Origin of the sequence: Bradyrhizobium sp. ORS 375, assembly GCF_000239775.1 — a bacterium.
In the GTDB taxonomy this organism is placed as follows: domain Bacteria; phylum Pseudomonadota; class Alphaproteobacteria; order Rhizobiales; family Xanthobacteraceae; genus Bradyrhizobium.
Genome location: NZ_CAFI01000190.1, coordinates 1 through 1,466, shown reverse-complemented (window position 1 = coordinate 1,466; position 1,466 = coordinate 1). Strand labels below are relative to the sequence as shown.

Annotated in this window: 1 protein-coding gene; it reads left to right on the top strand. The window is 66.8% G+C overall.

Translation table 11 applies throughout. The features are described from left to right. Positions 1-6 precede the first annotated feature (6 nt). Positions 7-1,278, top strand: a complete 1,272-nt coding sequence (locus tag BRAO375_RS16200) for a hypothetical protein (protein WP_009028543.1) — start codon at positions 7-9, stop codon at positions 1,276-1,278. The last annotated feature ends 188 nt before the right edge of the window (positions 1,279-1,466 follow it).

Here is a 1,466-nt window from a genome sequence, read left to right as displayed (position 1 = left end):
ATCACATTGTTCCAGGGGAACGTCGAGCGGCAGGCGTCATGGCGCCCGCCGGGCAGCGTGCTGCGCGCGCGGCGCACGTTGCTGCTGTCCTGTGTCGTCCTTGGTCTCGGCGCGAGCGGCGCGGCCGGCGCGGATGGCACCGCTGCGGCGAAGCCGGCAGCAACCGAGCAGGCGGCGCGCGACGCCGCACCAGCACCACCATCGTCGCAGCCACAGAAGGCCGAAAACCCAAAGCAAGAGGCTGCAAAGGCAGAGCCCCAGAAGCAGGAGCCGCCAAGGCAGGAGCCGCAGAAGTCTGATCCGGAGACCGTGGGACGACCGGCAGATGCTCAGGCGCCGGCGCCGAAGGTGGTCGTGCCGTCCTCCGAGCCCGCGAAGCCGGCAACGGCCGAGCGCAAGGGTGACGTGCGGACGGCAGCCCGCGAGGCCAAGGACGCGAAAAACCTGACGGTGCCGCAGCGGGTGCTGCCGGTCGGCGTGGCGCAGATGATCGGCCGCAAGATCTGGCTCAATGAAGCTGGCGGCAAGCGCGACGCGATCACCTCCTGGAACGCCGGAGAAGAGTTCGCCTCGCTCGGCATCGGTCATTTCATCTGGTACCCCACCACCGCGAAGCCGCCCTTTGAAGAAGGCTTTCCCGGCCTGATCGCGTTTCTGCGCAAGGGCAAGACGTCGCTGCCGGCGTGGCTCGACAAGAATCCGGTGCCGCCCTGTCCATGGAACAGCCGGGCCGAGTTCAAGAAGAATTTCAACTCGCCGCAGATGCGGCAATTGCGGCAGTTCCTGCTCGCGACGATGGCCGAGCAGACGCAGTTCTTGGTGGCGCGCGCGCAAGGCGCGATGGACAAGATCCTCGCCAACACGCCCGACAGCGCCGAGCGCGAGCACATCGTCGCGCAATATGCCCGCGTCGTCCGTGCCTCGGAGGATCTCTACCCGCTGATCGACTACATCAACTTCAAGGGCGAAGGCACCAACCCGTCCGAGACGGCGGTGGACAAGGAGACCGGGCAGCGCCAGGGCTGGGGCCTCAAGCAGGTGCTGCTCAAGATGAACGGCACCACGACCGAGCCCAAGGCCGTGCTCGCCGAATATTCCGACGCGGTGCAGGGCGTGCTGCAGCAGCGCGTCCGCAATCTGCCGTCCAACCGCGTCTGGGAGGCCGGCTGGCTGCGCCGCGCCGAGACCTATCGCCGGCCCATCGCGCAGCTCGATCAGGCCCCCGAACGCGCGCCGCGCAAATCGTCGCGCTACCGAGCGGATAACACGCCGTACTGATCCGCAAGCACCGCGGGTCCGAGCGACGCTGATTTCACGACTTGCGAAGTTACGGCTTGAAGGAGCTGAGCTGCGGCTCCGCGCCGTCATTCCGGGGCAATCGTCAATGCGCAGGCGCGAAGCGCCGAGCGTTGGCGATTGAACCCGGAATCTCGAGCTTGTTGAAAATGAACGCGAGACCAGATCGG